23 protein-coding genes are annotated in these 22,432 nt (G+C 72.7%); 12 read left to right on the plus strand and 11 right to left on the minus strand.

What is annotated here, in order from left to right:
• Positions 1-17 precede the first annotated feature (17 nt).
• Both ACWD0J_RS04180 and ACWD0J_RS04185 read right to left on the minus strand, forming a co-directional pair.
• The gene (locus ACWD0J_RS04180; RefSeq protein WP_451494185.1) at positions 18-602 is read right to left on the minus strand and encodes a TetR/AcrR family transcriptional regulator; all 585 of its coding nucleotides are present in this window, start codon (positions 600-602) and stop codon (positions 18-20) included.
• Between the two features lie 133 nt (positions 603-735).
• On the minus strand, positions 736-1,719 hold the full coding sequence (locus ACWD0J_RS04185; protein WP_451494186.1) for a CaiB/BaiF CoA transferase family protein: 984 nt from the start codon (positions 1,717-1,719) through the stop codon (positions 736-738).
• A 215-nt stretch (positions 1,720-1,934) separates the two neighbouring features.
• Here ACWD0J_RS04185 and ACWD0J_RS04190 point away from each other — a divergent pair, with 215 nt between their 5' ends.
• The gene (locus ACWD0J_RS04190) at positions 1,935-2,855 is read left to right on the plus strand and encodes an NADP-dependent oxidoreductase (protein WP_451494187.1); all 921 of its coding nucleotides are present in this window, start codon (positions 1,935-1,937) and stop codon (positions 2,853-2,855) included.
• A gap of 105 nt (positions 2,856-2,960) precedes the next feature.
• On the opposite strand, the gene ACWD0J_RS04195 is transcribed toward ACWD0J_RS04190, so the two are convergent.
• The 3 genes from ACWD0J_RS04195 to ACWD0J_RS04205 all read right to left on the minus strand — a co-directional run bounded on the left by ACWD0J_RS04195 (position 2,961) and on the right by ACWD0J_RS04205 (position 5,796).
• On the minus strand, positions 2,961-3,419 hold the full coding sequence (locus ACWD0J_RS04195) for a MarR family winged helix-turn-helix transcriptional regulator (protein WP_451494188.1): 459 nt from the start codon (positions 3,417-3,419) through the stop codon (positions 2,961-2,963).
• A 167-nt stretch (positions 3,420-3,586) separates the two neighbouring features.
• Positions 3,587-4,576 carry a helix-turn-helix domain-containing protein gene (locus tag ACWD0J_RS04200; protein WP_451494189.1) on the minus strand — a complete coding sequence of 330 codons (990 nt, stop codon included), beginning with the start codon at positions 4,574-4,576 and terminating at the stop codon, positions 3,587-3,589.
• Between the two features lie 245 nt (positions 4,577-4,821).
• On the minus strand, positions 4,822-5,796 hold the full coding sequence (locus ACWD0J_RS04205; protein ID WP_451494190.1) for an alpha/beta hydrolase: 975 nt from the start codon (positions 5,794-5,796) through the stop codon (positions 4,822-4,824).
• 255 nt (positions 5,797-6,051) lie between these two features.
• Here ACWD0J_RS04205 and ACWD0J_RS04210 point away from each other — a divergent pair, with 255 nt between their 5' ends.
• Both ACWD0J_RS04210 and ACWD0J_RS04215 read left to right on the plus strand, forming a co-directional pair.
• Positions 6,052-7,020, plus strand: coding sequence for a TerC/Alx family metal homeostasis membrane protein (locus tag ACWD0J_RS04210; protein WP_451494191.1), 969 nt, complete (start codon positions 6,052-6,054; stop codon positions 7,018-7,020).
• Positions 7,021-7,376: 356 nt separating this feature from the next.
• Positions 7,377-8,345: an expansin EXLX1 family cellulose-binding protein gene (locus ACWD0J_RS04215; RefSeq protein WP_451494192.1), complete on the plus strand. Its 969-nt coding sequence runs from the start codon at positions 7,377-7,379 to the stop codon at positions 8,343-8,345.
• Between the two features lie 214 nt (positions 8,346-8,559).
• On the opposite strand, the gene ACWD0J_RS04220 is transcribed toward ACWD0J_RS04215, so the two are convergent.
• Positions 8,560-8,778 (minus strand): hypothetical protein, encoded by a 219-nt coding sequence (locus tag ACWD0J_RS04220; RefSeq protein WP_451494193.1) that lies wholly within the window; start codon positions 8,776-8,778, stop codon positions 8,560-8,562.
• A 115-nt stretch (positions 8,779-8,893) separates the two neighbouring features.
• Here ACWD0J_RS04220 and ACWD0J_RS04225 point away from each other — a divergent pair, with 115 nt between their 5' ends.
• Positions 8,894-9,799 (plus strand): LysR family transcriptional regulator, encoded by a 906-nt coding sequence (locus tag ACWD0J_RS04225; RefSeq protein WP_451494194.1) that lies wholly within the window; start codon positions 8,894-8,896, stop codon positions 9,797-9,799.
• Positions 9,800-9,878: 79 nt separating this feature from the next.
• On the opposite strand, the gene ACWD0J_RS04230 is transcribed toward ACWD0J_RS04225, so the two are convergent.
• On the minus strand, positions 9,879-10,442 hold the full coding sequence (locus ACWD0J_RS04230; protein ID WP_451494195.1) for an NAD(P)H-dependent oxidoreductase: 564 nt from the start codon (positions 10,440-10,442) through the stop codon (positions 9,879-9,881).
• A gap of 119 nt (positions 10,443-10,561) precedes the next feature.
• On the opposite strand from ACWD0J_RS04230, the gene ACWD0J_RS04235 reads away from it, so the two are divergent.
• The 3 genes from ACWD0J_RS04235 (at position 10,562) to ACWD0J_RS04245 (ending at position 14,254) form a co-directional block, all read left to right on the plus strand.
• Positions 10,562-11,215 (plus strand): TetR/AcrR family transcriptional regulator, encoded by a 654-nt coding sequence (locus ACWD0J_RS04235; protein WP_451494196.1) that lies wholly within the window; start codon positions 10,562-10,564, stop codon positions 11,213-11,215.
• Positions 11,216-11,658: 443 nt separating this feature from the next.
• Complete coding sequence (locus ACWD0J_RS04240) at positions 11,659-12,693, plus strand: LacI family DNA-binding transcriptional regulator (protein ID WP_451494197.1); 1,035 nt, start codon at positions 11,659-11,661, stop codon at positions 12,691-12,693.
• A gap of 124 nt (positions 12,694-12,817) precedes the next feature.
• The gene (locus ACWD0J_RS04245; protein WP_451494198.1) at positions 12,818-14,254 is read left to right on the plus strand and encodes a benzaldehyde dehydrogenase; all 1,437 of its coding nucleotides are present in this window, start codon (positions 12,818-12,820) and stop codon (positions 14,252-14,254) included.
• A 51-nt stretch (positions 14,255-14,305) separates the two neighbouring features.
• Here ACWD0J_RS04245 and trxA read toward each other — a convergent pair whose 3' ends face one another.
• Complete coding sequence (gene trxA / locus ACWD0J_RS04250) at positions 14,306-14,692, minus strand: thioredoxin (protein ID WP_451494199.1); 387 nt, start codon at positions 14,690-14,692, stop codon at positions 14,306-14,308.
• Between the two features lie 119 nt (positions 14,693-14,811).
• On the opposite strand from trxA, the gene ACWD0J_RS04255 reads away from it, so the two are divergent.
• Complete coding sequence (locus ACWD0J_RS04255) at positions 14,812-16,245, plus strand: dihydrolipoyl dehydrogenase family protein (protein ID WP_451494200.1); 1,434 nt, start codon at positions 14,812-14,814, stop codon at positions 16,243-16,245.
• 9 nt (positions 16,246-16,254) lie between these two features.
• Here ACWD0J_RS04255 and ACWD0J_RS04260 read toward each other — a convergent pair whose 3' ends face one another.
• The gene (locus ACWD0J_RS04260) at positions 16,255-16,902 is read right to left on the minus strand and encodes a peptide deformylase (protein WP_451494201.1); all 648 of its coding nucleotides are present in this window, start codon (positions 16,900-16,902) and stop codon (positions 16,255-16,257) included.
• A 167-nt stretch (positions 16,903-17,069) separates the two neighbouring features.
• On the opposite strand from ACWD0J_RS04260, the gene ACWD0J_RS04265 reads away from it, so the two are divergent.
• Positions 17,070-18,482 (plus strand): PepSY-associated TM helix domain-containing protein, encoded by a 1,413-nt coding sequence (locus tag ACWD0J_RS04265; RefSeq protein WP_451494202.1) that lies wholly within the window; start codon positions 17,070-17,072, stop codon positions 18,480-18,482.
• A gap of 275 nt (positions 18,483-18,757) precedes the next feature.
• Here the strand turns inward: ACWD0J_RS04265 and ACWD0J_RS04270 are convergent, their stop codons facing one another.
• Positions 18,758-19,249 (minus strand): MarR family winged helix-turn-helix transcriptional regulator, encoded by a 492-nt coding sequence (locus tag ACWD0J_RS04270; RefSeq protein ID WP_451494203.1) that lies wholly within the window; start codon positions 19,247-19,249, stop codon positions 18,758-18,760.
• A 448-nt stretch (positions 19,250-19,697) separates the two neighbouring features.
• Between ACWD0J_RS04270 and ACWD0J_RS04275 the strand changes: the two genes are divergently transcribed.
• Genes ACWD0J_RS04275 through ACWD0J_RS04285 form a run of 3 tightly spaced genes read left to right on the plus strand, consistent with a single transcriptional unit; the run spans position 19,698 to position 21,176 of the window.
• Complete coding sequence (locus tag ACWD0J_RS04275; protein WP_451494204.1) at positions 19,698-20,309, plus strand: RNA polymerase sigma factor; 612 nt, start codon at positions 19,698-19,700, stop codon at positions 20,307-20,309.
• Complete coding sequence (locus ACWD0J_RS04280) at positions 20,306-20,980, plus strand: hypothetical protein (protein ID WP_451494205.1); 675 nt, start codon at positions 20,306-20,308, stop codon at positions 20,978-20,980. The genes ACWD0J_RS04275 and ACWD0J_RS04280 overlap by 4 nt, the downstream gene beginning before the upstream one ends.
• Positions 20,981-21,002: 22 nt before the next feature.
• Complete coding sequence (locus tag ACWD0J_RS04285) at positions 21,003-21,176, plus strand: hypothetical protein (protein ID WP_451494206.1); 174 nt, start codon at positions 21,003-21,005, stop codon at positions 21,174-21,176.
• A 150-nt stretch (positions 21,177-21,326) separates the two neighbouring features.
• Here the strand turns inward: ACWD0J_RS04285 and ACWD0J_RS04290 are convergent, their stop codons facing one another.
• Positions 21,327-22,394 carry a LacI family DNA-binding transcriptional regulator gene (locus ACWD0J_RS04290; protein ID WP_451494207.1) on the minus strand — a complete coding sequence of 356 codons (1,068 nt, stop codon included), beginning with the start codon at positions 22,392-22,394 and terminating at the stop codon, positions 21,327-21,329.
• Positions 22,395-22,432: the final 38 nt, after the last annotated feature.

Raw genomic sequence — 22,432 nt, forward strand, 5'->3', positions numbered from 1 at the left:
CTTCGCCGAACCGCGCCTCAGCCATGGCCCTTCGCCTCGCGCGGCCAGTGCTCGAGCGTGAGGTGCAGGGCGTCGATCGCCTTGTCCCACGAGGCCTGTACGGCGCGGGGGTGGCCGAAGCCGCCGCTGGACTCCAGGGCGCAGTAGCCGTGGAAGGTGGCGCGCAACAGCCGTACGGCGTCGGTGAGGTCGGGCTCGTCGAGCCCGTAGGCGCGGAGCATGCCGTAGGTGATCTCGGCGGTGCGGCGCAGGGCGGGGGAGTCGGCGGCCAGGGCCTGGTCGACGCGGATCTGGGTGGCGGCGTACCGGCCGGGGTGCCGCAGGGCGTACTCCCGGTAGGCGCCCGCGAACGCGGCCAGCGCGTCCTTGCCGGAGCGCCCGGCCACCGCGGCGCCGATCCGGTCGATCATCTCGGCCCCGGCGAGCAGCGCGAGGCGGGTGCGCAGGTCCTGGAGGTTCCTGACGTGCGAGTACAGGCTCGCGTCCCTGACGCCGAAGTGCCGGGCCAGGGCGGACAGGGTGACGTGCTCGAAACCGGCCTCGTCGGCGAGCTCGGCGGCGGCCGCGGTGATGCGGTCGGGGGTCAGACCTGCTCGGGGCATGGGCACCTCTGGGTCGCATTTTCCTAGGGGGTCTAGGTTAGACCGTGGAGGTGGCGGGCGCACGGGCCGTGGATGCCATGGGTGACGGCCGACCCCGGGAGGGCGTGCCCGCGCCCCCGGCGGCCGAGCTCCCCTACACCGCCGCCGTGCGAGCGCGCGCAGCGCTGCGCTGGGAGCAGCACCCAGCGCACAGTTCCTGGAGGATCTCCTGCGCGCCGGAGCGGGCGACCCGCTCGGCGACGATGGCGTTGAGTTCCCGGCGGTGGGCGACGCGGTCGGAGCCGGTGGCGAAGCGCGGGTCGTCGGCCAGTGCGGGCCGGCCCAGGAAGTGCGCGCACAGGGCGGTCCACTCGCGCTCGTTCTGGATGGAGAACAGCACGTCCCGGCCGTCGGCGGCGGGGAAGGCGCCGTACGGTGCGATGGTGGCGTGCTGGGTGCCCAGGCGCGGGGGCTGGGTGCCGCCGTAGCGGGTGTAGTAGGCGGGCTGGCTCATCCACTCCGCCAGTGCCTCGAACAGGGACACCTCCACCGGGTGCGCCCTGCCGGTGGTGGCGCGCGTGTACAGGGCCGTGAGGACGCCGCTGTAGGCGTACATCCCGGCGGCGATGTCGGCGACGGAGATCCCGGTCCGGGCGGTCTCCTCGGCGGTTCCGGTCAGGGACACCAGCCCGGTCTGGCACTGCACCAGCAGGTCGTACGACTTGCGGTCGGCCCAGGGGCCGGAGGTGCCGTACCCGGAGATCGTGCAGGGGATCAGCCGGGGACAGCGGTCCGCCAGCGCGTCGACGCCGAGTCCGAGGCGGTCGGCGGCTCCGGGGGCGAGGTTCTGCACGAACACGTCGGCGTCGGCCAGCAGGCGGTGCAGGATCTCGCGCCCCCGGGGGTCCTTCAGGTCCAGGGTGAGGGATTCCTTGGACCGGTTGAGCCAGACGAAATAGCTGGAGTGGCCGTGCACGGTCGTGTCGTAGCGGCGGGCGAAGTCACCGTCGCCGGGCCGCTCCACCTTGATCACCCGGGCACCGAGGTCGGCGAGCTGCCGGGTGGCGAAGGGGGCGGCCACGGCCTGCTCCAGGCTGACCACCGTGATCCCGGACAGGGGGCGCTGCGGGAGGCTCATGGGGCCCATTTCTACGGCCGCCTCCACCGGCTGTCAACGGTGCACATCGGCGCTGACCTGTGCTTTTTCGGGCCTCGTGGAGCTGTCAGTTGTAGTCATGTGCGGGGTACCTCGATGACCTCGATATTTTGATGCACGCGAAACTTGCAGGCGCTGTCAATACTTGCATGCGCCGGATGTGTGCAAACGCGGAGCCTGTGGTTACATGGATGGTCATGAAAGCCATCACACTGCAGCGATACGGTCAGGATCCGGAGCTGGGGGAGCATGCGGAGCCGAAGGTGGCGCCGGGCGAGGTTCTGGTCAGGGTGAAGGCGGCCGGGGTCAACCCGGTCGACTGGAAACTGGCGGACGGGCACCTGGACGCCCTGATGGAGACGCACTTCCCGTTGATTCCCGGCTGGGACGTGGCCGGGGTCGTCGAACGGGTCGGCCTGGACGTGGAGGAGTTCGCGCCCGGCGACGAGGTGTTCGGCTACGTCCGCAAGGACTCCGTGCAGCTCGGTTCCTACGCCGAACTGGTCTCCGCGCACGTCCGGATGCTCGCCCGCAAGCCGGCCTCCCTCAGCTGGGAGGAGGCCGCCGGGGTCCCGCTGGCGGGTCTCACCGCCTACCAGTCCATCAAGCGTGTCGGAATCGGTGCCGGCGAGACCGTCCTGGTGCATGCCGCGGCCGGCGGGGTCGGCATGTTCGCCGTACAGATCGCCGCGGCCCTCGGCGCCCGTGTCATCGGCACCGCGAGCGAACGCAACCACGACTTCGTCCGTGCCCTGGGCGCGGAGCCCGTGAGCTACGGCGACGGACTCGCCGACCGGATCCGCGCACTCGCCCCGGACGGCGTGGACGCGGCCCTCGACTTCGTGGGTGAGGATGCGGTGGAGGTGTCGCGGGAGGTCCTGAAGAGCCCCGAGCGCGTCGCGTCCGTCGTCGATGCCGGCGCGGCCGAGAAGGGCGGCCACTATGTGTGGGTGCGCCCGGATCCGGCCGACCTGACGGCGCTCGCCGAACTGGCCGACCAGGGCCGCCTCTCCGTGACCGTGGACCGGGCGCTGCCGCTCGCCGAGGCGGCGGAGGCCTGGCGCCTGAGCCGCGCGGGACACACCCGCGGCAAGCTGGTGCTGACGGTCGGCGAGTAGGCGGACGCCCCCTCTCCCGCGGGTGTGTAGCGCTCACGGGAGAGGGGGCCGGGGGCGCGTGCGCGTGCTGCGCGCGTGCGGCGTGCGTGCGACGATCCGCAGGCCTCAGGCCGGCACGCCGAGCGTCTCCACCGCCCGGACGAGCGGGGCCAGTTCCGGATTGCGCGCGGCCTGGTCGAGTGCCTCGCGCAGGGCGCCCTCGTTCGTGGGGCGCGCCTCCTCCAGCAGCGTGAGGCCCGCCTCCGTGACGTTCGTGTAGATGCCGCGGCGGTCGGTGGGGCACAGGTACCGGGACAGCAGCCCGCGGTCCTCCAGCCGGGTCACCAGGCGGGTGGTGGCGCTCTGGCTCAGCACGACCGCGTCGGCGACCTGCTTCATCTGGAGATGGCCGCCCACCCCGTCGTGCTGGCGGCTGAGCACGTCGAGCAGGGAGTACTCCCGCACGCTCAGGTCGTGCTTCGCCTGCAGCACCCGCTCGATGTGGGCCTCGATCCGGCCGTGCAGCAGGGAGAGCGCGCACCAGCCCTGCGCGAGAGCGGTCAGTGCGGGGTCTGTGGCGGTCATGGGGCCTGCTCCTCCGTCCCGAAGTGATGACACCCAGGATAGGGCATCATTGAAATTTCCGGCGGATGCGTTTATTGCGCGCATGCAAGCAAAGGCTGCTCTGGCGGGTGCGCTGGGCTGGGAGCGTGCCCGAAGCCCCCCGGCACGCCGGCCGGTCCCGATGACCGTTACGGCCGGGCCAAGTGCCGCATCATCAGGGCCAGCTGGAGCCTGAGCCGGCCCTGGGGTGTGCGTACCGGCCAGCCGAGCAGGTGCTCCGCGTGGGTGAGGCGGTCCTGGAGCGTGGAGTGATGCACGTTCACCTCGGCGGCCGCCGCGCGCAGGCTCGCCGTCGAGGCGACCGCGTCCAGGGTGGCCAGCAGCCAGGGTGTGGCCGCGGCGGCCCTCTCCAGGTCGCGGACGTCCGGCGGTGGCTCGGCGCCCGGAGCGACAAGGTCGGCCAGCAGAGCGATCCCGCCGAGTTCGTCGGCGTGCACCACACGCCGGCCGGGGTCCTGGGCGGTGCCGTCCGCGGTGAACCGCAGAGCGGTACGGGCCGCGCTCCAGGAACGCGGCAGGTCGAGCACGGGTACGGCGGGGCCGACTCCGAGGCGCCCGGCGGGCAGGCCGGCGTCCGGGTGCGCGGCGACGACCCGGGGACGCCCGCCGCGCGAGGCCAGGGCGCGCGCCGGTGCCGCGGGGTCCAGGCCCAGTCCACGGGCCGCGTGCAGGCGGGCCCGTGCCGGGGCGGTGGCGTCGAGCACCGTCTCGATCAGCGCCGGGTCGTCGGCCGGGACCCGGCCCCGGGTGCGGTCGAGGACGAGACGTACGGCGCCGGCGGCCCGCTCAAGGATCACCGCGTCCACCACGCTGGGCCCGCCCTCCGCCCGCTCCAGCCACAGGGCGGGTTCCCCGTCCGGGGTCAGTGCGGCGGACGGCCACGCGGGATCGGGCGGCAGGTCCGTGTCCCGGCGGGCACCGTCGGCCTGGACGCGGACACGCACCCGCCGCTCGGCGTCGACCAGCCGCGCGGGCACGCCGGCCAGTACGGCGGCCCCGCGGACCAGTGCCTCCAGGCCGGCCCGGGACTCGGCCAGCCGGTCGAAGTAGGCGATGACCTGGACGGCGGCACCGGCGTCCGGATCCAGCGCGGTCAGGCGCCCGGCCAGCTCTTTCATACGCCCCATGGTGCGGCATCCGGTCACGTTCCGTGGCGCGTTGCGGATGGGTGACGGAGTGGCGGGGCCACCTCGCCCGCGCCCTGAGCCCGGTCCAGCCCAGCCGGTCCAGCTCAGCTGAACCCGGCTCAGCTCAGCTCAGCCCAGCTCAGGCATCTACCCCCTGGTCCGGTCCCGTTCCACCCCGGGCCCCGTCCCGCCGAACCGCCCCTCCCGGCTCACCCCGCAGAACGATCGCGGGGACCTCAGCCGCCCAGCAGCCTCCGCAGCCACTCCAGCTGCGCCGCCCGTGCCGACCGGGACAGGGACGCCTGGGGGGCGAAGCCGTCGAAGCCGTGGAAGCCGCCGGGCCAGACGTGCAGCTCGGCCGCCCCGCCGGCCTGCCAGAGCCGCGAGGCGTAGGCGACGACCTCGTCCCGGAAGGTCTCCGCGGAACCCACGTCGAGAAACGCCGGAGGAAGCCCGGACAGGTCCTCGGCCCGGGCCGGTGCCGCGTACGCGGGTACGTCCGGGCCGCCGCGCAGCTCGCCCAGCAGCGCCGTCCAGCCGGTCTCGTTCGCCGTGCGGTCCCAGACGCCGAGGCCCGCCATCTGGTGGGCGGACGGGGTGTCGTTGCGGTCGTCCAGCATCGGGCACATCAGGAGCTGGCCGATCGGCTGCGGCCCCTTGCGGTCCCGGGTGAGCAGGGCCAGGGCCGCGCTCAGCCCGCCGCCCGCGCTGGCCCCGGCGACGACGATCCGCTCAGGGTCACCGCCGATCTCGGCGGCGTGCTCCGCCGTCCACACGAGGCCGGCGTACACGTCCTCGACCGGGGCCGGATGCGGATGCTCGGGCGCCAGCCGGTACTCCACCGACACCACGACCGCGCCCAGTTCCCTCGCCCAGCCCAGCGGACCGTCCACTCCGACCCGGTTGGTGCCGAGGATCATGCCGCCGCCGTGCACGTGGTAGATGACCGGCAGCGGCGCGGCGATGGCCGGGGCGGCGGGGCGGCAGATCAGCAGCGAGATGTCGGGAGCGTTCTCGGGGCCCGGCACCGTACGGTCCTCGATCTCGAAGAACCCCTCCATGGTCAGGTCCAGCTCGGCCAGCAGCTGGATGGCGGGACCCTGGCGTACGGCGTCCAGCTCGTCGAGGGTCAGGCCCGGTGTCAGCACGTCCTTGATCAGATCCAGGGCGGCGGCCAGCTCGGGGTCGAACGGGGGCGGGACGTGACTCATGGTGTCTCCTCACGTGAGGCACGGCGGCTGGTGGCGCAATGATCCGCGCGTCGGACGCCGTCCGGTGCACCGCCGTCCGGCGGAGCCTGCCCGCCGTCCGGCGGGGAGCACCGCCGCGTTTCGGCCACGTACCCTCGTGAACCGCTGTTCTTTGCCAGGTCATGGCCTGTTCTTCACCTCCTGTCGGTGGAAGAGATCAGCGGAGCTGGCAACGCTGTCGATGCCCATCGAGCACCAGGAGCACCAGGAGCACCAGTGCACGTCTCTCTCACCGTCTGGCTGCTGACCGTCGCAGCCCTGTGTGCCCTCGTGGCCGCGGACTTCTTCATCGGCCGCAAACCCCACGACGTGTCGATCAGGGAAGCGGGGACCTGGACGGTCGTCTGGGTGGTCCTGGCCTGTCTGTTCGGGGTCGGGCTGTTCTTCTTCGGAGGGAGCGGGCCCACCGGTGAGTTCTTCGCCGGATACATCACGGAGAAGTCGCTGAGCGTAGACAACCTCTTCGTCTTCGTCCTGATCATGGGCAAGTTCGCGGTGCCCACCCAGTACCAGCAGCGGGTGCTGATGGTCGGCGTGATCATGGCCCTGGTGCTGCGCGCGGGGTTCATCGCGGCCGGAGCGGCGATCATCTCCGCGTTCTCCTGGGTGTTCTACCTCTTCGGCGCCTTCCTGATCTGGACCGCCTGGAAGCTGGTCCAGGACGCCCGCAAGGCGGGACACGAGGAGGAGTACCAGGAGAACAAGCTGCTGAAGGCGGTGGAGGAACGGTTCGGTGTGGCCGACCGGTACCACGGCACCAAGCTGTTCGTCACGGAGAACGGCAAGCGGGTCATGACCCCGATGCTGGTCGTGATGCTCGCCATCGGTTCCACCGACGTCCTGTTCGCCCTGGACTCCATCCCCGCCATCTACGGGCTGACCCAGGATCCGTACATCGTCTTCACGGCCAACGCGTTCGCGCTGATGGGTCTGAGGCAGCTGTACTTCCTCATCGGCGGCCTGCTCCGGAAGCTGGTCCACCTCAGCTACGGCCTGTCGATCATCCTGGGCTTCATCGGCGTCAAGCTCGTCCTGCACGCGCTGCACGAGTCCGGGGTCCACGTCCCGGAGATCAGCATCCCCTTCTCGCTCGGCTTCATCGTGCTGGTCCTCGCGGTCACCACGCTGACCAGCCTGCGGGCGGCGAAGAAGCAGGAGGAGGCGGCGACGGAACGGGTGACCTGACGGCCCCTCGGTCCGCGACGGCAGCGGCCCCGGGGCGCACCGCACCGGAACGGCGCCGAGCACCACCGTCCGGCCGCTGCCACCCGCCCTGAACGCAGCCGGAGCTGTTGCGGGGAGCAGGAGCGAATCGCTGCACTGAGCCGTTCTGCAACGCAGGTCTCAGTCACAGGCCCTTGCATCGCCGGTGAGAACCTGGCCGAAGAGGTCGGAAACCACGGCAACCTTTTCGGACGCGGCGGCCACTGAAGGGCCGGAAGCTCCGTTCACCGGGGCCTCACACAAAGCCCTCGCTCTCCCGACCGGTCAAGCCGGTCAAGCCGGTCGTGCCCGTCGGCCCGTCAAGAACGGACTCATCCGTGGCGTCCTCTTCCCATCGGCTCCCTCGCCGCAAGCGGCGTACCGTCCTCGTCTCCGCCGCCGCCGCCGTCGCGGCGGTCGGGCTGGTCCTGTCCCTGGTCATGGTCTCCAGCCCGGACCGCGAGGTCGATGCCGGGCGGGCCGGGGCCACGTCCGTCGGCGACGCGGGCGCCGGCGACGGCGTGACCGCGCCGCCCTCCGCACCAGGGCGCAAGCCGACCGCGGCGTCCCCGTCCGCAACGGCCGGCGCGACCACTCCGCCGGTCGCCACCACACCGGCGGCTGCGACCGCCACGGCGGCGCAGCCGTCGGCCACGAGCATCCCCGGGCCGGATTCCGGCGCGGCACCGTTGGCGGGACGGATCCGCCCCGAGGTCACCTACCGGGGTGTCGCCACCGCCTACGACGCCGGTTCCGGCGACGGCGCCTGTCTGTACGGCCCGAGCGATGACCTCATGATCGCGGCGATGAACCACACCGACTACGAGTCGGCCAAGGCATGCGGGGCGTACGTGCGCGTCCGCGCGGCCGATGGCGCCGCCATCACGGTCCGGATCACCAACGAATGCCCGCTGCCCTGCGCACCCGGCCAGCTCGACCTCAGCGAACAGGCCTTCGCCGCACTCGCCGAGCCCTCGCTCGGCCGGATCCCGATCACCTGGAGCCTGCTGAGCCCTCGTACATCCGACACGATCTCGATCCGGTACAAGACCGGATCCAGCCGCTGGTGGTGCGGCATCCAGGCGATCGGCCACCGCAATCCGCTGGCGCGGCTGGAGGTGCGCAGCGGCACCGGCTGGCAGCAGTTGCCCCGCGCCGAGTTCAACTACTTCCTGTCCGAAAAAGGCACCGGGTGCGGCGGCGAGGTCAGGATCACCGACATCTACGGAGAACGACTGACTCTCAGCGGAATCGCGCTGCAACCGGACGTCGTGCAGCCGACCCGCGTCCAGTTCGCCGCACGTTGACGACGCCACCGATCGCCGGCGGGCCGCCCGCGCCCATCAAGCCGTCAAGGCGAGGCGACTGCCGACTGCCGACCGTTGATCGCCGACCACCGACCGCCGACCGCCGACCGCCGACCACCGACCGCTGACCGCCGACCGCTGACCGCTGACCGCCGACTGCCGACTGCCGACTGCCGACTGCCGACCGGCCGCGGTCGCCTGCCTGGCCCGGTGTTCACCGGCCGGCCCGGCTCGACCGGGCGGCTGCGGGCCGGCTGCGGGAGACCACCCGCGTGCCGTGACGGTCGGCGACGCGGACCTGCAACGAGCCGCAGCCGCAGCGCGTCCACATCGTGTGCCCGGCGGCCGTACCGTGCCGGGACACCACCTGGAAGGGCTCGGCGCCGTCGGGCCGACCGCAGTGCGGGCAGGCGGCGCCGGTGGGGCTGGTCATGGGAACTCCTCGGGTACGGAGGGCTGGTGGGCCGTCGCGACCCAGCCAGCGTGCGCCGAAGCCTCCGTACACGTCCAGGTTGACTTTCTGGACGGCACCGTGAAGCGTGGCCTTCATGATCGACCTGCGTCGGCTTCATGTCCTGCGCGCGGTGGCGCACTACGGCACGGTCACCGCAGCCGCCCGCGCCCTGCACTTCACCCCGTCCGCCGCCTCCCAGCAGATCCGGCAGCTGGCCCGTGAGCTGGGTGTCGACCTGCTGGAACCGCAGGGGCGCGGCATCCGGCTCACTCCGGCCGCCGAGAGTCTGCTCGCCCACGCCGACGCCATCCAGGCCCGCTGGGAACAGGCCGAACTCGACCTGCGCGCCGGCGACGGCGAGCCCGCCGGGCCGCTCAGGGCGAGCGGGTTCCCGACGGCCGTGTCGGTGCTGCTGGCCCCGATGGCGGTCCGGTTGCGCGCACGTCATCCGCGGTTGGTGGTCCGCATCCAGGAGTCGGGCGTCCCGGCGAGCTTCGACCTGCTCTTCGAGGGGGAGAGCGACCTCGCGGTGGTCGAGGCGACCCCGTACAACCCGCCGCTGACCGACGCGCGCTTCGAGCAACAGCCGCTGCTGGACGATCCGTTCGACCTCGTCGTGCCCGAGGACCACCCGCTGGCCGGGCGCGACCGCGTCGGCCTCGCGGACGCGGCGCACGAGGAGTGGATCGCCCCGGTGCCGGAGAGCCCCTGCCGTGCGCACGTGCTGTCGGCGTGCGGCGAGGCCGGTTTCAGCCCCGACGTGGTCCATCACGCCCTGGACTGGAACGTCACCGCCCACCTGGTGGCCCACCGGCTCGGCGTCGCGCTGATCCCGCGCCTGGCCCAGCTGACCCCGCACCTGCCGATCGCCCGGGTGCGCTGTACGGGCAACCCGCACCGCAAGCTCCTGACCTGCACCCGCCGGGGCGGCCGGGCCCGTCCGGCGGTCGTGGCGGCGCTGGAGGAGCTGCGCGAACTGGCGCCGACGGCGGTGGCCTGAGCCACGCGAAGGGGGCCGGAACCGAACGGTTCCGGCCCCCTTCGGGAACCGCGGCAGGTCAGCTGACCAGGTGTACGGTTCAGGCCGCGACGGCCTCCCCCGCGTGGCCGTGCAGACGGGTGACCACGTCGGTCAGCTGCGCGGCGACCTCGGCGTCGTCGGCCGGGTGGGTCTCGGCGAAGCGGGTCACCGAGCCGGGAATGGAGAGCTTGAGGTCCTCGATCACCTTGCCGCCGGCGATGCCCGCGGCCTTGCGGGTCTCGTCCTGCGCCCATACGCCGCCGTACTGGCCGAAGGCGGTACCGACCACGGCGACCGGCTTTCCGCCGAAGGCGCCGGCGCCGAACGGGCGGGACAGCCAGTCGATGGCGTTCTTCAGGACGGCCGGGATGGTGCCGTTGTACTCGGGCGAGAAGAGCAGGAAGGCGTCGGACGCCTGCGCGGCCTCGCGCAGCTTGGCGGCGGCGGCCGGGACGCTGCCCTCGACGTCGATGTCCTCGTTGTAGAAGGGGATGTCGGCCAGGCCCTCGAACAGCACCACGTCGGCGCCCTCGGGAGCGACCTTGACGGCGGCCTCGGCGAGCTGGCGGTTGTGCGAACCGGCACGAAGGCTGCCGACGAGCGCGAGGATACGAACAGACATGCGGGACTCCCTGAGACTGAAACACTGCCGTAACGATCCGGACCGAGGTCCGCTTCAAGGTTCTACCACCCTAAGCGGACCGCGGTCCAGTTTTCTTCCCGGTGCCTTACTCTGGGTTCATGTCCGCCTCCCCGCCTCCCTTCGCCGAACCGCGGTACCAGGCAGCCGCACCCGAATTGCTCCAGCTCGGCGGCGCCGAGGACGAGCCGTGCCTGCGGGCCGACGCCGCCCGCAACCGGGCCCGGCTCCTGGAGGCCGCCGCCCGCCTGGTGGCGGAACACGGGGCGGCCGGGGTGACGATGGAGGCGGTGGCCGCCGCGGCGCGCGTCGGCAAGGGCACCGTCTTCCGCCGCTTCGGCGATCGCACGGGCCTCCTGACGGCGCTGCTCGACCACTCCGAGAAGAAGTTCCAGGCCGCCTTCCTCAGCGGCCCGCCGCCCCTCGGACCCGGCGCGCCGCCCGTGGAGCGGCTGCGGGCCTTCGGCCGCGCCATGCTCCGCCGCTCGGTCGACGAACTGGACCTCCAGCTGGCGGCCGAGCCGAGCCCGGACCGCCGTTTCTCCGTGGCGCCCCGCCAGGTGCTGCGCGGCCATGTCGCCCTGCTGCTGCGGCAGGCGGCACCGGACGCGGACATCGACCTGCTCTCCCACACGCTGATGGGGTACCTGAGCCCCGTCCTGATCCACCACCTCACCCGGCAGTGCGGGATGCCGCTGGAGCGACTGGAGACCGGATGGGACGACCTGGTCGACCGGGTGACGGGCGGCCGGTGACTCCCTTTCGGCCAGCTCCGCCGGCCGGACCGCTACCGCTGTTCGAGCCGGCGTCGCCGATCAATCCGGCGTCCGATCAACCCGGTGTCACCGATCAACCCGGTGTCACCGATCAACCCGGCGCCGCGGGCTCAGCCGAGCGCCGCGAGCCTGTCCGGCAGGCACGGCGAGGAGCCTCGCCGTGTACGTCGTCAGCACCCTCCCGCTCCGGACGTCCGCGCCACGAGCCCTCGGCCGGCGCCGGCCCGACCGGTCCGAGCAGCTCGTCCAGGACGGCCGGGTGCTGCTCCGCGGTGTCGCGGACACAGGCCTGTTCGCGGCGGACACACTCGTACCGGACACGTTCGCCGGTGACTCCGCGAAGTTGAGCGGGCAACCGAACCCGTCGCGACGTTCCCCCACTCGAAAGCCGGAACACAGGTTCTGCGAAGATGCGGTACGTCATGGTGCAGATACCGAAAACGCCCGCGCCCGCGTCGCCCGTTCCGCGCTCTGTCCCCACGAGTGCCGATGTGGCCCGCCTGGCCGGCGTCTCGCGCGCGACCGTCTCCTACGTCCTCAACAACACCAGTGCCGTCCGCATCAGCGAACCCACCCGCCGCCGCGTCCACGAGGCCGCGAAGGAACTCGGGTACGTGCCGCACGCCGCGGCCCGCAGCCTGCGCGCCGGGCACAGCCGGATGGTGCTGATGCCCGCGCCCTCCTTCCCGGTGGGCCCGCTCTACAACCGGTTCATCAGCGAACTCCAGTGGGAGCTGGGGCGCCTCGACTACACGGTCGTGCAGTACGGCGCGGTCGGACTCCAGGGTGACGAGGCCGCCCGTTCCTGGGCCGAGCTGCGGCCGGTCGCGGTGCTGGTGCCCGGCTCCGGCCTCGGCCCGAAGGGCGTGACGGTGCTCAAGCGCTCCGGTGCCCGGGCCGTCGTCACCCTCGGCCCCGAGTCCGTCGAGGGAGCCCACGCCCTGCTCATGGACCACGAGGCCGTCGGCCGCTGCGCGGCCGCGCACCTCCACGCCCGCGGCAGGCGCCGCATCGGTGTCGTCGTACCGCAGGAACCCGGCCTGGAGCCCTTCTCCGCGCCCCGCCTGGAAGGCGTACGCAGTGCTCTGCGCGGTACCGACGCCACAGTCACCGAACTGCCCCTCGCCTACGACGAGACGTCCGCCGCCCGGCTCGCCGCCCGCTGGCCCGAGCGCGGCCTGGACGCGGTGTTCACGTACAACGACGAGTACGCGATGCTGCTGATGCGCGCCCTGCAGGACGAGGGTGTCGACATCCCCGGGGACACGGCGGTGATCGGCGCCGACGATCTCATGCTCGGCCGGCTGCTGCGGCCGCGGCTGAGCACGGTCAACCTCGAACTGCCGTCCGGCCGTGACCTGGCCGAACTGGTCGACCGGGCGGTACGCGACCCGGGCGCCGCACCCGAGACGCACAGGGTGCTCGGCGCGTCGGTCGTGCACCGCGGCTCCAGCTGACGCGCCGCGGGCCCCGCTTTCCCGGCGACATGACTAGGATGTTGCACACTCAACCAAATGGGGGCCGCGCCCCGGGACGTCCGCTTCCCCCGTGAGTCCGCCGGTGACCGAACGGAGAGCCGTCATGTCGTTGCTCGACCCCAAGACCTGGCAGTCCCGCAGCCTGTCCGGACCCGAACACACCGTGACCGAGCCCGCCACCGGCGACCCGCTCGGCACCGTCACGCTCGCCACCGCCGGGGACGTCGAAGCCGCCGCCGAGGCCGCCCGCCGCGCCCAGACCGAGTGGGCCCGCGTCCCGCACTTCGTCCGGGCACAGGTGCTGCGCAAGGCCGGCGACCTGTTCGCCGCGCACGCCGACGAACTGCGCGAGTGGCTCGTCCGCGAGTCCGGCTCCATCCCCGGCAAGGCCGACTTCGAACTGCACGTCGCCGCCCAGGAGTGCTACGAGGCCGCCGCGCTCGCCTCCCGCCCGGCCGGACAGGTGCTGCCCAGCGAGGCGGCCCGCCTGTCCTACACCCGCCGCGTCCCGGTCGGCGTGGTGGGCGTGATCGCCCCCTTCAACGCCCCGCTGATCCTCTCCATCCGCTCCGTCGCCCCCGCGCTGGCCCTCGGCAACGCGGTCGTCCTGAAGCCGGACCCGCGTACGGCGGTCTGCGGCGGCCTGTCGCTCGCCGCGGTCTTCGCCGCGGCGGGCCTGCCCGAGGACCTGTTCCACGTCCTGCCCGGCGGCCCGGACGCGGGCCAGGCGCTGGTGGCCGACCCCCGCATCCCCGTCATCTCGTTCACCGGGTCGACCGCGGCGGGCCGGGCGGTCGGCGAGGCGGCCGGCCGCCATCTCAAGCGCGCGCACCTGGAACTGGGCGGCAACTCCGCCCTGATCGTGCTGGAGGACGCCGACCTGGACGCCGTGATCTCCACGGCCGCGTGGGGCTCCTTCTTCCACCAGGGCCAGATCTGCATGACGACCGGCCGCCACCTGGTCCACGCCTCCCTGTACGACGCGTACGTCGAGCGGCTGGCGGCGAAGGCCGACTCGCTCGCCGTCGGCGACCCGCACCGCGAGCAGGTCCACCTCGGTCCGATCATCGACGACGGCCAACTGGCCAAGGTGCACGGCCTGGTGGAGGCGAGCACCGCGAACGGCGCCAAGCTGGCCGCGGGCGGCACGCACGACCGGCGCTTCTACCGGCCGACGGTGCTCGCCGATGTCGACGACCGCACGCCCGCGTACACGGACGAGGTGTTCGGCCCCGTGGCGCCCGTACGGTCCTTCGGCACGCCCGACGAGGCGGCCGCCCTGGCGGCGGCCGGACCCTACGGCCTCTCGCTCGGCATCGTCACCCGGGACACCGCCCGCGGCCTCGACCTGGCGGAGCGGATCCCGACCGGCATCGTCCACATCAACGACCAGACCGTGAACGACGAGGCCGTGGCCCCCTTCGGCGGTATCGCCGCGTCCGGCACCGGTGCCCGCTTCGGCGGCGAGGCCAACCTGGAGGCCTTCACCGAGGTGCGCTGGACGACGGTGCGCGGCGACGTGGCGACGTACCCCTTCTAGAAGCCGGAAGGCGGTACCACGGGCTCGCCCGCCGGGAGGCGGTACGGGCCCCTACTCGCCGTTCTGCCCGGCCTGCGCCTGCTGCTCGGCGACCGCCTTGCGGACCTCGTCCATGTCCAGCTTGCGGGCCTGCCCGATGACATCCGTCAGGGCGGCCTCGGGCAGGGCGCCCGGCTGCGCGAACACGGCTACCTGGTCACGCACGATCATCAGGGTCGGGATGGACTGGATGCCGAAGGCCGCGGCCAGCTCCGGCTGCGCCTCGGTGTCCACCTTGCCGAACACCAGGTCCGGGTTCTCCTCGGCCGCCTTCTCGTATACCGGCGCGAACTGACGGCACGGACCACACCAGGCCGCCCAGAAGTCGATCAGGACGAACTCGTTGTCCGTGACCGTCTGGTCGAAGTTCTCCTTGGTGAGCTCCACGGTGCTGCTCATGGCGTGATCCCTCTTCCTGAAGTCGGGGCGAAGCCGCTGGCACAACACGACGGCCCGGGTCCATATTCCGCGCACGTACCCATGTGGCCTCCACGCACACCACCCACCAGACTGACCCCATGACGGAAACGGAAGCCATCGCCTACGACGTCGTGGTGCTCGGGGCCGGGCCGGTGGGGGAGAACGTCGCCGACCGCACCCGTGCGGCCGGACTCTCCACCGCGGTCGTGGAGAGTGAACTGGTCGGCGGCGAATGCTCGTACTGGGCGTGCATGCCCAGCAAGGCCCTGCTGCGCCCGGTCATCGCCCGCGCCGACGCCCGCCGGGTGCCCGGTCTGCGCCAGTCGGCGCAGGGCCCCCTCGACGCGTCCGCGGTCCTCGCGCACCGCGACCACTACACCTCCCACTGGAAGGACGACGGCCAGGTCCAGTGGCTCGACGGCATCGGCGTCGACCTCCACCGCGGCCACGGCCGCCTCACCGGACCGCGCACGGTCACGGTCACCGGCGCCGACGGCACCCGGCGGGTGCTGACCGCCCGGCACGCGGTGGCCGTCTGCACCGGCACCCGCGCCGTCCTGCCCGACCTGCCCGGCCTCGCCGACGTCAGGCCCTGGACCAGCCGTGAGGCCACCAGCGCCAAGGCGGTCCCCGGCCGGCTGGTCGTGGTCGGCGGGGGAGTGGTCGCCACCGAGATGGCGACCGCCTGGCAGGCCCTCGGCTCGCAGGTCACCCTCCTGGTGCGCGGCAAGGGCCTGCTGAACCGCATGGAGCCCTTCGCCGGCGAACTGGTCGCCGAGGCGCTCACCGAGGCGGGCGCCGACGTCCGTACCGCCACGTCCGTCGAGTCGGTCACCCGGGACAACGACACGGTCGTGGTCGTCACCGGCACCGGCGACCGCATCGAGGCCGACGAGATCCTCTTCGCCACCGGACGCGCCCCGCAGACCGACGACATCGGCCTCGACACCGTCGGGCTGGAGCCCGGCTCCTGGCTGGACGTCGACGACAGCCTGCGCGTCACCGGCAGCGAGTGGCTCTACGCCGTCGGCGACGTCAACCACCGCGCGCTGCTCACCCACCAGGGCAAGTACCAGGCCCGCATCGCGGGCGCCGCCATCGCCGCCCGCGCCTGTGGCGTGCCGTCGGTGGAGTCCGACCCCTGGGGCGCCCACGCGGCCACCGCCGACCACGCCGCCGTCCCCCAGGTCGTCTTCACCGACCCCGAGGCGGCCTCCGTAGGCCTGTCCCTGGCGGAGGCGGAACAGGCGGGACACCGCGTCCGCGCGGTCGACCACGACCTCGCGTCGGTCGCCGGAGCGGGCCTGTACGCCGACGGCTACAAGGGCCGCGCCCGCATGGTCGTCGACCTCGAACGCGAGGTCCTCCTCGGCGTCACCTTCGTCGGCCCCGGCGTCGGCGAACTCCTCCACTCCGCCACGATCGCCGTCGCGGGCCAGGTCCCGATCAGCCGGCTGTGGCACGCGGTGCCGTCGTATCCGACGATCAGCGAGGTGTGGCTGCGGCTGCTGGAGGCGTACCGGGACAACTGACCCGCCCCGTCACCCGGGCAGTCCGAACCCGAGGGAGACCGCGGCCTCCCCCGGTGTCGGCTGCGCCCACCGCCGCGCCACCGCCTCGTTCGACGACAGCGACCGCAGTTCCGCACGGTCGAGGTACAGCAGGCCGTCGAGGTGGTCGGTCTCGTGCTGGACGATCCGCGCGGGCCAGCCGGTGAACACCTCGTCCACCGCACGCCCGTGTTCGTCCTCGCCCGTCAGCCGCACCTCGGCGTGCCGCGCCACCACCGCCTGCCAGCCCGGCACGCTCAGACACCCCTCGAAGAACGCGGCACGGGCGGTGGAGACGGGCTCGTACGAGGGGTTGACCAGCACCCGGAAGGGCTGCGGGACCCGGCCGCGCGCCAGCCGTACCTCTTCCGGCACGGGCGCGGGATCCTCGATCACCGCGATCCGCAGCCCCACCCCCACCTGCGGTGCGGCCAGGCCCACGCCCGGCGCCGCGTGCATGGTCAGCCGCAGGGCATCGACGAAACGGGACAGCAGCGCGGGCTCCAGCTGACCGTCGAAGCGCTCGGTGCCGCGCCGCAGTACCGGATCTCCGGCCGCGACGACGGGCAACGGGCCGTCCACGGCCAGGAGTTCCTCGACGAGGTCGGCAACGGGCGCGCGATCACGGGGAGATGCCATCGCGCCAGCATGCCACGGCCCTTCCGGACGCCCCGGACCCCCCAATGTGACGCACGCCACTCCTATGGCCGGGAACTCGACGCCCCTTCCTCCCGACATCTGGACCGCCACAGCCCCTGTGGCCGCCAGAGCCGAGAAACGCCCCCTGCCCCGGGAGAGGCCCGCCGATGTCCACCGCTCCCTCGTCCGCCACGGACGAGGCCCCGCAACCCGCCGCCGCCCCGGCGTCGTCGCCCCGCTCAGGGGCCTCGCTGCGCCCGCTGGTCCTGCGCCTGCACTTCTACGCCGGAGTGCTCGTCGCACCGTTCCTGCTCGTCGCCGCCGTAACCGGCCTCCTGTACGCCGGCTCGTTCCAGGCCGAGAAGTTCGTGTACGCCGACGAGCTGACCGTCTCCGCCGTCGGCGACCGCAAGCTGCCGATATCCGAGCAGGTGGCCGCCGCCCGCGAGGCGCACCCCGAGGGCACGGTGTCCGCGATACGTCCCTCGCCCGCGGCCGACGCGACCACCCGCGTGCTGCTCTCCGGTGTCGGGGGAGTCGACGCGGACCACACACTGGCCGTGTTCGTCGACCCGTACACCGGGAAGGTGCGCGGCGCGCTCGAACAGTACGGCGCGACCGGTGCGCTGCCCCTGCGCACCTGGATCGACGAGCTCCACCGCGATCTGCACCTCGGGCAGTCCGGCCGCCTCTACAGCGAGTTCGCCGCGAGCTGGCTCGGGGTGATCGCCCTCGGCGGTCTGGCGCTGTGGTTCTCCCGCCGCCGTGCGCTGCGCAAGCTGCGGGGCACCGACGGGCGGCGCCGCACGCTCGGCCTGCACGGCACCGTCGGCGCCTGGGCCGCGGCCGGGTTCCTGTTCCTCTCGGCGACCGGGCTGACCTGGTCGACGTACGCCGGAGCCAACATCGACGAACTGCGCACCTCGCTCGGCCAGGCCACCCCGTCGGTCACGGCGGCGGCGGGCGGCGAGCACGGGGGCCACGGGGCTTCGGCCTCGGCCGGGGGCGCCGAGCACGGCGTCGGCCTCGACAAGGTCCTGGCGGCCGCCCGCGCCGAGGGTCTCGGCGACCCGGTCGAGATCGTCCCGCCCGCCGACGCCTCGTCGGCGTACGTCGTGAAGCAGGTGCAGCGCAGCTGGCCCGAGAAGCAGGACTCCGCCGCGGTCGACCCGACGACCGGCGAGGTCACCGACGTCCTGCGGTTCGCGGACTACCCGGTGCTGGCGAAGCTGACCCGCTGGGGCATCGACCTGCACACCGGATCTCTCTTCGGGCTGGTCAACCAGATCGCCCTGATGTTCCTCGCGCTCGGTCTCGTCCTGCTGATCGTGTGGGGCTACCGCATGTGGTGGCAGCGCGGGCGGGGCTCCGCCTTCGGCCGGCCGATCCCGCGCGGCGCCTGGCAGCAGGTGCCCCCGCAGATCCTGCTGCCGTGCGCGGCGGCCGTCGCCGTACTCGGCTACTTCGTTCCGCTGCTCGGCATCCCGCTGGCCGCCTTCATCGCCGTGGACGTCGTCCTGGGCGAGATCGCCCACCGGCGGGGACGGCGCACACGGGTGGGCGGCGCCGAGGCGACGTAGCGGACGGCGCGCCGTACCGGCGACTTGCGGGCGGCCTGGCGTAGCGGCGAGTCACAGGCAACGAGTCACAAGCGGCGTGCCACATCGGGCGCGTGCCGCATCGGGCGCGTGCTGCATCGGGCGGGTTGCGGGAGCGGACAGTGGCTTCGAGTGGTCCGACTGCGACCCCGGTCTGCTGGACGAGGTGCGCAAGCGGCCACACGCGCGGCGACCTCCTTGCGGCCTCCAACCCCGCGAGACGGTCAGGCGTTTCACTGCTTCGGCGAGACTGCCGCCTACTGGGAGAAGGCGGCCAGTTCCGCGTTCGCCCGCTCGGTGACCAGGGTCAGGACGCGGCCGGCGGCCGCCAGGTCCGCGGCGGGGATGCCGGCGTAGATCCGGGCGGAGATCGGTGCGGTCCCGGCACGCGCCTCGGCGTACACGGCCTGCCCGGCGTCCGTGACCCGCAACCGGGAGGCCTCGGGTGTCACCAGCTCCTTGGCGATCAGCTCGTCCACGGTCCTGTGCACCTGCGCCGGGTCGACCTTGAGGGACCCGGCGACCTGACCGGCCAGCTCGTCGCGCTCGACGGGGGTGTCGGCGATCGAGGCGAGGCGCAGGGCCAGCAGTTGCTGGAACGTGAGTCCGTGGTGGGCCAGGACGGACTCCAGGACCGCGCGACTGGCGTAGTGGGCCAGGCCGATGACCCGGCCGTCGACGGAAGGCGCGGTGGCGGGATTCGGGGCGATGGAGGCGACGGAGGCGGTGGCGGCGGCGGTGGTGGTCATGGCTGCTCCTCGATGTCTCTGTGGGTCTGTCGATGTCCTCACGGAATGACTCGACAATAGAATACATAGCTACTATAGCCATGGCTACTAAGTGCTGGCTCCCCGATGAGTCCACCGCGCGTGCGGGACGGAGGCGTGAGGCGCCCGGGGGGTGTGATGGAGAACACGATGAGTGGGGCGGACAGGTGTGCGGCCTGCCCCTCTCACGGGTCGGTCCTGGTCAGGGGGCTACAGCGAGTGACCGGCGGCGCTCGGGGAAGCTCGCGCGGAGCTGTCGCGCGGGGGCGGCCGGTCATTCCGTGGCGTTGTGGTGAGTGATCCGGGCGGTGAATCGCTTAGGTGGGAAGCAGACCCAACGAGCCGCCCCCGGGAGCGAGTTGGGCCGGTCCCTTGCTGCCCCTCGATGGAGAGGATCTCTGCCCATGTCCCCAGTCGACGGGAGGCTCGTGTGAGTCACGACGACGCCCGCAAGGACGCCCCGCCTCCGGAACACGGCCTCGGGCCGGCCCAGTCGATGTTCGTTCCGCTGGATCTGCCACTGGATTTCGAGGCCTTCTACCTCGGGCACCAGGAGGTGTTCCACGCGTACGCGGAAGTCCACTTCGGCACCCGCGCGGCGGCCGAAGAGGTCATACACGAGGTGTTCCTGGAGATCCACGCCGGCTGGACGGAACTGCTGAGCGCCGGGAACCTCGAACAGGGCGCCTGGGCGATCGTACGGCGGGCCGTGCACGACCGCCTGGAGTCGGAAGGGCGGGCGCCCGCGTTCGTCATCAACGGCCCGATCGCTCAGGCGCTGGCCGCCGCGCGGCACAAGTTCCAGAAGATGGAGTCCAGCCGCGGCCTGTACGAGGCGATCGCGGACCTGCCGAACCGGCAGTTCGAGGTGATCGTGCTGCGCTACGTCCTGGGCTACCCCACCGCCAAGGTCGCCTGGTTCGTCGGCATCGACGAGCGCACCGTCGGCCACCATCTGCGCCGGGGCAAGGAACGCCTGCGGATCAAGCTGGGCCTGCCCGACGACCGCAAGAAGCCGAAGAAGAAGGGAGAAGGACCATGACCCCCAACGTCGACGCCCTCCTGGCCGACGCGCGGATCCCCGTCTCCGCCGCGGACCGTTTCGACGTCGCCACCGCACTGCGCCGGCTCGCGGCGGACGCCTCACGCCGCACTCCCACCGTGGAGATCACCCGCGCGGCACAGGCCGGACAGCGCCTGAGCGTGGTCTGCCGGTGGGTGCTCAACGAGCCGGACGCCGCCGCGCACGTCGACAAGATCGCCGAAGGACCGGGCCGCGGGCCGCTGACCGAGGAGCAGATGGACGTCGACGGAGCCCTCGTCTTCGGCTGCCTGCTGTTTCTGACGCGGCATCCGGAGTCCGCCCAGTTCTGGTGGGAACTCGCCGCCGGCGCGGGCAGCCGGGCCGCCGCGTACTGCCTCCACCTGCACCATCTGTCCCTCGGTGAGTCGAAGCGCGCGCGGCACTGGTTCCACCAGCTCACGCACTCCATGGCGGACACCGCTCCACCGGACGCCGCCTTCATCGAAGGACTGGAGATCTTCGCGCGGTACGTGCGCACCAACGGCTCCCGGGCCTACGCCCCGAGCGGCCGGCTGGAGAGCGAGGTCGACCGGCTCGCCTCGCGCACCCCCGGCTGCTCCGTCATCGTCGCCCGGCCGGACCGCCAACTGGTCGACCAGCTCCAGCAGTTCACCGCAGGACGCCGCTGATGTGCGAGAGGGGACGTCTCCCATGAACGCCGGCCACGACCCGGCCCGCACGGGCCCGGGACGCCTGACCACCGCCGTCGAGTGGGCCGTTGGCCGCCGGCGCACCGCCCTCACCCACATGCTGCGCGGTGCCTGCTACGGCATGGGTACCGGAGCGATCGGCCTCGTCTACATGTGGGTGGAACGCTGCCTGTGACGGGCGCGCCGTTTCGGCGGCCCGTTGCGTTCCTGCGAAAGCAGGTGGGCCGGGAGGGAGCGGGCTCGGCGCCACGGGGCGGTCACCACCGGCGCCGGCCACGCGGTCTGCGGGCCGCGGCAGCGTCGGTCCCGGTGGCGGGCGCCGGCGTCAGTGTCCCGGCGCGGGTCCGCTGCTGGCGCGGATCACCAGGTCGACCGGGACCAGTGACTCGGGGCCGGGCGGTTCCGCGGAACCGTCGATGCGGTTCAGGAGGAGGTGGAGGGAACGGGTGCCGATCTCCGCGAAGTCCGTGCGGACGGTGGTCAGGGGCGGGAGGAGGTGCGCGGCCTCGGGGATGTCGTCGTAGCCGACGACGCTGACGTCGCCGGGGACGGAGCGGCCGGCCTCGTGCAGGGCGTGCAGCAGGCCGAGCGCCATCTGGTCGTTGGACACGAACACCGCCGTCACGTCCGGGCGTGAGGCCAGCCGGCGGCCCAGGTCGTACCCGGAGTCGGCGCTCCAGTCACCGACGAGCGGCTCGGGGACCTCGGCGCCGGCCGCCGCCAGCGTCGACCGCCAGCTGGCCCGCCGGTGATCGGCGGAGGTCCAGCCGGTCGGCCCCGCGATGTGCCAGACGGTCGGGTGGCCGAGCCGCAGCAGATGCTCGGTGGCCTTGCGGGCGCCCGCCCGTGAGTCGCCGGTGGCCAGCGGGGTCTCGGTGTCGAAGCCGTTCTCCAGCACCACCAGCGGAATGTCCAGGTGGGTGTCGGCCAGCGCCCGGCCCACCCACAGCTGCGGCGCGATGGCGATCACCCCGTCCGCGCCCTCGGCCGAGAGCCGGTCCACCGCCTCGACGACCGTGCCGTGGTCGGCGGTGTCGAGCGCGATGGAGCTCACCAGGTACCCGGCGTCCTGCGCCGCCGTGTTGATCGCCGTGAGGATCGACGCGGGCCCGTAGCGGGCGGCGTCGAAGGAGATCACCCCGAGCATCCGGGTCCGGCCGCTGGCCAGCGACCTGGCGCTGCGGCTGGGCCGGTAACCGAGCGTGCGCATCGCCACCAGGACCGCCTCGCGGGTCTCGGCGCGAACGGACGGATGGTCGTTGAGCACGCGGGAGACGGTCTGCTTGGAGACACCGGCCAGCCGGGCCACGTCGTCCATCACGGGACGCGCCCCCGCGAAGTTCCGTCTGCTGCGCCACTTCGGAACGGCTCCGTCGGCGGCGCTTCGGGTCATGGTGACAGTTTCCTCGACATCGTTGCGGCGGTCCTGTT

The sequence above is a fragment of the Streptomyces sp. NPDC003011 genome (genome assembly GCF_053591515.1).

What these genes read in the sequence shown, in the direction of transcription:
- ACWD0J_RS04180 (WP_451494185.1), bottom strand. Translation starts at nt 602, where the DNA reads ATGCCCCGAGCAGGTCTGACCCCCGACCGCATCACCGCGGCCGCCGCC.
- ACWD0J_RS04185 (WP_451494186.1), bottom strand. Translation starts at nt 1,719, where the DNA reads ATGAGCCTCCCGCAGCGCCCCCTGTCCGGGATCACGGTGGTCAGCCTG.
- ACWD0J_RS04190 (WP_451494187.1), top strand. Translation starts at nt 1,935, where the DNA reads ATGAAAGCCATCACACTGCAGCGATACGGTCAGGATCCGGAGCTGGGG.
- ACWD0J_RS04195 (WP_451494188.1), bottom strand. Translation starts at nt 3,419, where the DNA reads ATGACCGCCACAGACCCCGCACTGACCGCTCTCGCGCAGGGCTGGTGC.
- ACWD0J_RS04200 (WP_451494189.1), bottom strand. Translation starts at nt 4,576, where the DNA reads ATGAAAGAGCTGGCCGGGCGCCTGACCGCGCTGGATCCGGACGCCGGT.
- ACWD0J_RS04205 (WP_451494190.1), bottom strand. Translation starts at nt 5,796, where the DNA reads ATGAGTCACGTCCCGCCCCCGTTCGACCCCGAGCTGGCCGCCGCCCTG.
- ACWD0J_RS04220 (WP_451494193.1), bottom strand. Translation starts at nt 8,778, where the DNA reads ATGACCAGCCCCACCGGCGCCGCCTGCCCGCACTGCGGTCGGCCCGAC.
- ACWD0J_RS04225 (WP_451494194.1), top strand. Translation starts at nt 8,894, where the DNA reads ATGATCGACCTGCGTCGGCTTCATGTCCTGCGCGCGGTGGCGCACTAC.
- ACWD0J_RS04230 (WP_451494195.1), bottom strand. Translation starts at nt 10,442, where the DNA reads ATGTCTGTTCGTATCCTCGCGCTCGTCGGCAGCCTTCGTGCCGGTTCG.
- ACWD0J_RS04235 (WP_451494196.1), top strand. Translation starts at nt 10,562, where the DNA reads ATGTCCGCCTCCCCGCCTCCCTTCGCCGAACCGCGGTACCAGGCAGCC.
- ACWD0J_RS04240 (WP_451494197.1), top strand. Translation starts at nt 11,659, where the DNA reads ATGGTGCAGATACCGAAAACGCCCGCGCCCGCGTCGCCCGTTCCGCGC.
- ACWD0J_RS04245 (WP_451494198.1), top strand. Translation starts at nt 12,818, where the DNA reads ATGTCGTTGCTCGACCCCAAGACCTGGCAGTCCCGCAGCCTGTCCGGA.
- trxA (WP_451494199.1), bottom strand. Translation starts at nt 14,692, where the DNA reads ATGAGCAGCACCGTGGAGCTCACCAAGGAGAACTTCGACCAGACGGTC.
- ACWD0J_RS04255 (WP_451494200.1), top strand. Translation starts at nt 14,812, where the DNA reads ATGACGGAAACGGAAGCCATCGCCTACGACGTCGTGGTGCTCGGGGCC.
- ACWD0J_RS04260 (WP_451494201.1), bottom strand. Translation starts at nt 16,902, where the DNA reads ATGGCATCTCCCCGTGATCGCGCGCCCGTTGCCGACCTCGTCGAGGAA.
- ACWD0J_RS04265 (WP_451494202.1), top strand. Translation starts at nt 17,070, where the DNA reads ATGTCCACCGCTCCCTCGTCCGCCACGGACGAGGCCCCGCAACCCGCC.
- ACWD0J_RS04270 (WP_451494203.1), bottom strand. Translation starts at nt 19,249, where the DNA reads ATGACCACCACCGCCGCCGCCACCGCCTCCGTCGCCTCCATCGCCCCG.
- ACWD0J_RS04280 (WP_451494205.1), top strand. Translation starts at nt 20,306, where the DNA reads ATGACCCCCAACGTCGACGCCCTCCTGGCCGACGCGCGGATCCCCGTC.
- ACWD0J_RS04285 (WP_451494206.1), top strand. Translation starts at nt 21,003, where the DNA reads ATGAACGCCGGCCACGACCCGGCCCGCACGGGCCCGGGACGCCTGACC.
- ACWD0J_RS04290 (WP_451494207.1), bottom strand. Translation starts at nt 22,394, where the DNA reads ATGACCCGAAGCGCCGCCGACGGAGCCGTTCCGAAGTGGCGCAGCAGA.